8 protein-coding genes and 1 pseudogene are annotated in these 7730 nt (G+C 37.8%); all 9 read right to left on the bottom strand.

Annotated elements, in window-relative coordinates:
- Positions 1–182: pseudogene (locus tag ACEYOS_RS01430) on the bottom strand (NADH-quinone oxidoreductase subunit M); the annotation flags it as partial.
- A gap of 3 nt (positions 183–185) precedes the next feature.
- Positions 186–2081, bottom strand: a complete 1896-nt coding sequence (gene nuoL, locus ACEYOS_RS01425) for an NADH-quinone oxidoreductase subunit L (protein WP_373708131.1) — start codon at positions 2079–2081, stop codon at positions 186–188.
- A 6-nt stretch (positions 2082–2087) separates the two neighbouring features.
- Entirely contained in the window at positions 2088–2417 is a 330-nt protein-coding gene (nuoK, locus tag ACEYOS_RS01420) for an NADH-quinone oxidoreductase subunit NuoK (RefSeq protein WP_373708130.1), read from the bottom strand.
- A 4-nt stretch (positions 2418–2421) separates the two neighbouring features.
- Positions 2422–2916 (bottom strand): NADH-quinone oxidoreductase subunit J, encoded by a 495-nt coding sequence (locus ACEYOS_RS01415; protein ID WP_373708129.1) that lies wholly within the window; start codon positions 2914–2916, stop codon positions 2422–2424.
- 1 nt (position 2917) lies between these two features.
- Positions 2918–3466 (bottom strand): NADH-quinone oxidoreductase subunit I, encoded by a 549-nt coding sequence (locus ACEYOS_RS01410; RefSeq protein ID WP_373708128.1) that lies wholly within the window; start codon positions 3464–3466, stop codon positions 2918–2920.
- Positions 3467–3520: 54 nt separating this feature from the next.
- A complete protein-coding gene (gene nuoH / locus ACEYOS_RS01405; protein ID WP_373708127.1) occupies positions 3521–4582 on the bottom strand; it encodes an NADH-quinone oxidoreductase subunit NuoH in 1062 nt (353 codons plus the stop codon).
- Between the two features lie 2 nt (positions 4583–4584).
- Positions 4585–5583, bottom strand: a complete 999-nt coding sequence (locus ACEYOS_RS01400; protein ID WP_373708027.1) for a 2Fe-2S iron-sulfur cluster-binding protein — start codon at positions 5581–5583, stop codon at positions 4585–4587.
- Between the two features lie 26 nt (positions 5584–5609).
- A complete protein-coding gene (locus tag ACEYOS_RS01395; RefSeq protein ID WP_373708026.1) occupies positions 5610–6437 on the bottom strand; it encodes a hypothetical protein in 828 nt (275 codons plus the stop codon).
- A 46-nt stretch (positions 6438–6483) separates the two neighbouring features.
- A partial coding sequence (nuoF, locus tag ACEYOS_RS01390; protein WP_373797479.1) for an NADH-quinone oxidoreductase subunit NuoF occupies positions 6484–7730 on the bottom strand: 1247 nt, incomplete at its 5' end.

The raw sequence follows: 7730 nt of genomic DNA, 5'->3' as shown, positions 1-7730 counted from the left end.
TATTGCAAAACTCCGTCAACGGTAGGTTTGAAATCGAAATTAGACAGCATATAAAAGGTCAATAACATTTGTGCAAATGCAATTCCTAATGCGAGATATTTACTGGCGGGATTTTTCCACGCGAACACCAAGACTGAACCTATAAGAGGTAAAAGCAGTAATGTTAATAATAGGTATGACATTTACTATTGTAATATAAAGTTAACAATTAAAATAATTCCGATCGCCAAAGACATGATGAGAACATAATTCTCTACATTTCCGTTTTGAAGCTTTTTTGCGGCTCTTCCAGAATCTTCTGCTCCAGTACCAATGTAGTCGCCAAATCTTTTTAAAACGCCTTTGTCAAACATATTTCCACCGACACCAAGACCTTCAATAAATTTCACAAATGTCGCATTGTTCAATTCATCGATGAATAATTTTCTGTTGGATAGTTTTTCCCAGCCAATATAATTTTCCTCTGGCAAAGCCATTTTTTTCTTGTTGACGTAGATGTTTTTAACAACGAACCAAACCACAAAGAACATTAAAACAGTTAATCCTAAAAGAATCATTTCCGTCATGAATGGAACTTCTGGAAGTTCTAAATCATAAACGTAAAGGATATTCAACCACTGATCTAAATTGGCATAGTCGCCGTGACCTATGAAATGTGGAAGGTTAATAAAACCACCAACAACTGAAAGTATAGCAAGAACCACTAACGGTATGGTCATATTTAAAGGACTTTCGTGAAGATGACTTTTCTGTTCTTCAGTTCCTCTAAATTCTCCATGGAATGTTAAGTAGTACGCTCTGAACATATAAATCGCTGTCATTGCTGCGATCGCAAATAGAATTACCCAAATCATCGGGTTTTTACCAAATGCATTTGCTAAAATTTCATCTTTAGAGATCATCCCTGAAAAGAATGGGAATCCTGAGATTGCTAATGTTCCGATTAGGAAAGTAATATGCGTAACTGGAATCTTTTTCTTTAAACCACCCATCAATCTCATATCTTGCTCTCCGCTCATGGCATGAATTACAGAACCTGAACCTAAGAATAACAACGCTTTGAAAAAAGCATGCGTCATCAAGTGGAACATTGCGGTGGTATAAGCGCCTACACCAACTGCAACGAACATAAAGCCCAATTGTGAAACGGTAGAATAGGCTAAAACTTTTTTAATATCGTTTTGTCGAAGTCCGATAAAGGCAGCAACTAAAGCCGTTAATAGCCCGATGAAGAGAATAGCGTCCATTGTTGTTGGAGCCAGTGAAAATAGGAAGTTCGAACGGACCACTAAATAAATACCAGCAGTTACCATGGTCGCCGCGTGAATCAATGCTGAAACTGGAGTTGGTCCAGCCATCGCATCTGGAAGCCAAGTGAATAAAGGAACCTGTGCAGATTTCCCGATGGCTCCAATAAATAAACTCGCGGTGATGAATATTATCACTCCTGAATCCAGTTCAAATTTTCCTGAATTTTGGGCTACAGAAAGGTAATCAATAGCGTTGGTTTGAGAGGCAATCATCAGAATTCCAATGATCATTCCCAAGTCACCAATACGGTTCATGATAAAAGCTTTTCTTGCAGCAGCACCATATTCTTTGTTCTTGTACCAGAATCCAATGAGTAAATAAGAGCATAATCCAACACCTTCCCATCCAATGAAAAGAATTAAGTAATTGCTTCCCATTACTAACAGTAACATCATGAAGATAAATAAATTCATGTAAGAAAAGAATTTATAAAAACCTTCGTCAGTTGCCATGTAGCCAATAGAGTAGAGGTGTATCAAGGATCCGATTCCGGTAATGATCAATACCATCATCAATGAAAGCTGATCAATCTGGAAGGCGAAATTCACCTGGATTCCGTTAATCCTAAACCATTCAAATGCTTTTACAATAACGGGCTGTGATTCTGAATCAAACTTTAAGAATAAACTTGAAGCGATAAGAAATGAAGCAAATACAACTGCCGTAGCAACTGTTCCTACCAAAACCTTCGGAAGCTTTTTTCCGAATAATCCGTTGAATAGAAATCCTGCAAGTGGTAAAAGTATAATCGCGTAAACTAAATTTTCCATCCTATATTATCCTCTTAATTTATTAAAAATACTAATGTCTACCGATTTTGTATTTCTATACAACATGGCGATAATTGCTAAACCTACGGCAACTTCTGCTGCAGCGACCACCATGATAAAGAAAACCAGTATCTGTCCGTTCCCGTCACCTTTGTAAGAGGAGAAAGCAGCCAGTAAAAGGTTTACAGAATTAAGCATTAACTCCACACATCCTAAAATGATGATGGCATTTCTGCGGATTAAAACCCCCAAAACACCGAGACAAAACAAAACAGAACTTAGAATAATAAAATATTCTAATGGTACTGCCTGTATAAATGAATTTACTTCTCCCATAATTCTATAAATCTTTTTTACCAATTAAAACCGCACCTACAATTCCTGCAAGAATCAGGATAGAAGCCAATTCAAACGGCAAAACATATTCGTTAAACAATAATCTACCAAGGTTTTTCGTCAACCCAACTGAGGTATCGACATCACCTGCAAATGTTTTTTGGTTTAATCCTTTGAAGGCTCCTAAAATCCCAACCAATAATAATCCGGAAGTAAACACGCCGATGAATTTGGGTAGGTTTTTCTTTTTGCTCTCATCTTCTTTATTCAAATTCAACATCATTAAAATGTAAAGAAATAAAACCATGATCGCTCCAGCATATACAATGATCTGTACAATCCCGAGGAACTGTGCATTCAATAAGATATAAAGAGCGGCGATAGAAAAGAAAGTGACGATAAGCGATAAAATAGCATACATCGCATTTTTAGCAAAAACAAAAAAGAATGCGCTTGCCAAAGCCAAAAATGATACGAAGAAAAATAAGATTTGTTCCATACTATTTTACTGATTTTTTTTGTAATTCAGTTTGACGAGCGGTAATATCAATTCTTTCATTGATTTTTTCAACCAGTTTGTCTTTACCATAAATGAAACTTCCACGGTTGGTTTCTACATCTACCAAACGGTCTGTCATGTAAATTGCCGATTTCGGACAAGCTTCTTCACACATTCCGCAAAAAATACAACGAAGCATATTGATCTCATAGACCGCCGCATATTTTTCTTCCCGGTAAAGGTGTTTTTCGTCTTTGGTTCTTTCGGCAGAAGTCATGGTAATTGCTTCTGCAGGGCAAGCCACCGCACACAATCCACAAGAAGTACATCTTTCACGACCTTCTTCATCACGTTTTAGAACGTGTTGTCCGCGCCAAACTTTAGCAATCGGTTTGATGACTTCGGGATAAGCGTACACTTTTCCTTTCGGCCCTTCAATCGCATGCCTTAAAGTAATAGCCATTCCCTTGAAAATTTCTGGGAGGTATAATTTTTCCATAAAAGTCATCTCTTTGTTCGAGACTACTTTCGATCTGTTTGTCAATTTCATATTGATGGGTTTTAGCGCCACTTTTCAGTGTTGCATTAAAACTTCTTTGATTTTTTAGTTTGCGAAGAAAACAATCACGGCGGCCGTAATTACTAAATTCAATAATGCTAAAGGAATTAATTTCTTCCAGCCTAAATGCATTAATTGGTCATATCTAAATCTCGGGATGGTCCAACGGATCCACATAAAGATTAAAATTCCTAAGATTGTTTTACCTAACATTGCCGCGATACTTAAGATTCCGGCAGTATTTTCTCCCCAGTTTTCTGCGACCCAGCTAATTCCGGGATAATTAAATCCTCCGAAAAATAACGTAGCAATTAAAGCATTAGAGATAAACATATTCACATATTCACCGAACATGTATTGTCCGTAGTTCATTGAAGAATATTCGGTCATGTAACCATTAACCAATTCTGATTCACATTCTGGTAAATCAAAAGGGTGACGGTTTGTTTCTGCCATAGCTGCGACGAAAAAGATGATAAAGGCTAAAGGTTGATAGAAAATATTCCAGTTCATTCCATCAGCTGGTATGAATCCCCAAATTTTTCCGGTTCCTTGCGAAGAGGTTATAAAATGTAAATCTAAACTTCCGGACATTAAAATAATAGAAAGAAGAGAAAGACCCATTGCTAATTCATAAGAAATCATTTGAGACGAAGCACGAATTGCTCCAATCAAAGAATACTTATTATTAGAAGCCCAACCACCGATCATCATTCCATATACTCCGATAGAGACCATTCCTATTAAGTACAAAACACCAACATCAATATTGGCGACCTGAATATCGAAAGAGTTTCCACCAATATTTAAAGATTTTCCCCAAGGAATAACCGCTCCTGTAATTAAGGAAATAAACATGGTCAAGGCCGGACCGACATAGAACAGAAAACGATCTGCACCTTGTGGAACGAATCCTTCTTTAAAGAATAATTTACCACCATCAGCTAACGGCTGCAAAATTCCAAAAGGACCAGCTCTATCCGGACCAATTCTGTCCTGAAGAATCGCTGCTACTTTTCTTTCGCCCCAAGTAGAATAGGCGGCAACACCTAAAGATACGGTGAATAGTACAACGACCAAAATGATCTTAAAAGTAAGTAACTCCATAATTATTTCTCGTCTTTATCGCTCAGTTCTTTTGCATCTGGATTATCCAAAAGACTAATCATATTTTTAGGTTTCTGGTAGTGGTTCAAAGAAATCACTGAATGGCGATCGATATGACGTGGGCCTTCGATCGTCCATAGTTTTAAATCTTTTTTATGGAAACGACATTCGTCGCAGATCCACTCCTGAACTTCGTCGTACTGGTCTTTTCTCGCAGTTACTCGAATTACTTCTTCGCCTTTCATCCAAACCACTGCTTTCCCTGCACATTTTGAACATTCACAAGTTCCGTTCATGGGTTTTGTAAACCAAACTCTGCTTGCAAATCTTGCTGTTCGATCCGTTAAAGCTCCAACTGGACAAACATCAATAACGTTTCCGATGAAGTCGCTTTCTAAAGCTTTATTTAAATTGGTAGAAATTTCTGCGTGATCGCCTCGGAACAATATTCCATGTTCTCTGGTTTCAGTTAATTGATTCGCCACCAAAACGCATCTTGCACACAAGATACAACGGTTCATATTCAATTTAATATTAGGACCGATATCTTCTGGCTCAAAAGTTCTTCTTTCAAATTCAGTACGTGTTCGTTCAACGCCGTGCTCATAACTTAAATCCTGTAAATGACACTCACCAGCTTGATCGCAAATAGGGCAATCGAGTGGATGATTGATCAATAAAAATTCAGTCACTGCATGTCTTGCTTCCTGTGTTTTATCAGAGGTAAGATTTTTCACTTCCATCCCGTCCATTACGCCAGTTCTGCAACTTGCTACTAACTTTGGCATCGGACGCGTATCGGCATCAGATCCTTTTGATACTTCTACCAAACAAGTTCTGCATCGTCCACCGCTAGATTCCAATGGTTTGTAATAACACATCGCGGGCGGAACCGATTTACCACCGATTTGTCTCGCAGCTTCTAAAATAGAAGTACCGGGCAAAACCTCAGTTGTCTGTCCGTCTATGGTTATCTTAAATTTTTTAATTTCTTCGCTCATTATAGATGAATTCAAAAATGAATTAATTATTTTTTTGTATTAAAGGTATATCCAATTCCAAAATTAACTTGTCCAAAAACGAAATCCTGTTCCGCTTTATCAGGTTTGTTATTTAAGGTTGTTTTAATATCAAACATATTGATGTAGCCAGCTTTCGCTTCGACTCTTGCCACCACATGTTTCCAAAAAACAAAATTTAAACTGGTTCTACCATCCAAACCAAATCCCGCTACGTGGAATCGGTCGCTTCTTTCATTACCAAATAATTTCACATTGCTCTTTGGAAACATAGGGCCTAAACCGCCACCGTAACTCCATACAACATCGAAATTTTCTTTATTATAAATGTTCTTATATTTTTCTAAACCGAAGTTGATATAATTCAATCCGTCGGTATGCTCAAATACTAAGAATTCTCCATCTGTTAAATCAACCTGACCGTTTTGCACCATTGCAGCATAAGCCGGATCGGTAATGTTACCAGAAAATTTCACTGACTGTTCTTGATCCATCACATATTTCATGTGGTCAACTCCTACAACTACTGCGACATTATCCTTAAGGAAATAAGCAAATCGCTGGTTAGTCTGCGGAATTGTGATCCTGTCTGGTTTAAAATAGTTATAATATGAAAACTCAGTAGGCCGATCGTGAGCGACCACCTTATGCAAAACGAAATCATAACCATCTCCTTTAAAATGAATATCGGAATTGGTAAACGCGGCCCGATTCCATCCCCAAAAAATAAGCATTTGTCCTTTTTTTGTTAAAGGTTCTTTTTTAGGTTTTTCATCTTGACCAAAGCCAAAACTAAATCCTAAAAATAATGCTGCTAAAACTGCTACTTTCTTCATGGCTAAAAGAGAATACACTCTTTATATCTTCTAACTTTATTTCTATTTACTCTGCTTTTACAGCCACCGGAATTGGATCAGCATAATTGGCTAAACCATAATTTCTTGTTTGACTTTCCGGATTATCAATATACCATTCGAACTCATCACGGAAATGACGGATTGCAGCAGCAACAGGCCAAGCAGCCGCATCACCTAACGGACAAATCGTGTTTCCTTCTATTTTTCGCTGAACATCCCACAGCAAATCAATGTCTGCCGCGGTTCCTTTTCCGCTGTAAATTTTTTCTAAAATCATGCGCATCCAAGGAGTTCCTTCTCTACAAGGGGTACATTGTCCACAGCTTTCGTGGGCGTAGAATCTTGATAATATTAAAGTATGTTTAACTACAGACTGATCTTCATCTAGAACGATAAATCCACCTGAACCCATCATTGTTCCGGTAGCAAAACCACCATCAGCAAGGGATTCGTAATTCATATAACGAGGTTCACCATTGATCGTTTTCAACAATAAATTCGCTGGAACAATCGGTACAGAACTTCCACCTGGAATACAGGCTTTTAATTTTTTACCATTTGGAATACCACCACAATATTCATCAGAATAAATGAATTCTTCAACAGTAATGGTCATATCTATTTCGTAAACTCCTGGTTTGTTGATATTTCCACACGCAGAAATTAATTTCGTACCCGTTGAACGACCAACGCCAATTTTTGCATATTCAGCTCCCGTAATATTAATAATTGGAACAACTGCAGCAATCGTTTCGACGTTATTTACAACCGTTGGACATTCCCAAAGACCTTTAACAGCAGGGAAAGGTGGTTTCAAACGAGGGTTACCTCTTTTACCTTCCAAAGATTCTAAAAGGGCAGTTTCCTCGCCGCAGATATAAGCTCCAGCACCACGATGAACATAGATTTCTAAATCGAAACCAGTTCCTAAAATATTTTTTCCTAAAAATCCAGCAGCTTTTGCTTCATCAATCGCAGTTTCTAAAATCTCTACGATCCAGGCATATTCACCTCTGATATAGATATAACCAGTCTTTGCTCCAAGAGCGAAAGAGGAAATAATCATTCCTTCAATTAAAAGATGAGGAATAAACTCCATCAAATAACGGTCTTTAAATGTTCCAGGTTCAGATTCATCAGCATTCACTACCAAATATCTTGGTACGCCTTCAGGTTTAGCCAGGAAACTCCATTTCATTCCAGTTGGAAATCCTGCTCCACCACGACCTCTCAGTCCAGAAGTTTTCACTTCTTCAGTAATTTCATCAGGAC

Source organism: Kaistella sp. (assembly GCF_041824135.1).
Lineage (GTDB): Bacteria > Bacteroidota > Bacteroidia > Flavobacteriales > Weeksellaceae > Kaistella.
Note: the sequence above shows the minus strand (reverse complement) of the source record. Positions and strands in the feature narration are given on the sequence as shown.

Excerpts from the sequence above, each read along its gene's own strand:
- nuoL (WP_373708131.1), bottom strand. The coding sequence starts at position 2,081 with ATGGAAAATTTAGTTTACGCGATTATACTTTTACCACTTGCAGGATTT.
- nuoK (WP_373708130.1), bottom strand. The coding sequence starts at position 2,417 with ATGGGAGAAGTAAATTCATTTATACAGGCAGTACCATTAGAATATTTT.
- ACEYOS_RS01415 (WP_373708129.1), bottom strand. The coding sequence starts at position 2,916 with ATGGAACAAATCTTATTTTTCTTCGTATCATTTTTGGCTTTGGCAAGC.
- ACEYOS_RS01410 (WP_373708128.1), bottom strand. The coding sequence starts at position 3,466 with ATGAAATTGACAAACAGATCGAAAGTAGTCTCGAACAAAGAGATGACT.
- nuoH (WP_373708127.1), bottom strand. The coding sequence starts at position 4,582 with ATGGAGTTACTTACTTTTAAGATCATTTTGGTCGTTGTACTATTCACC.
- ACEYOS_RS01400 (WP_373708027.1), bottom strand. The coding sequence starts at position 5,583 with ATGAGCGAAGAAATTAAAAAATTTAAGATAACCATAGACGGACAGACA.
- ACEYOS_RS01395 (WP_373708026.1), bottom strand. The coding sequence starts at position 6,437 with ATGAAGAAAGTAGCAGTTTTAGCAGCATTATTTTTAGGATTTAGTTTT.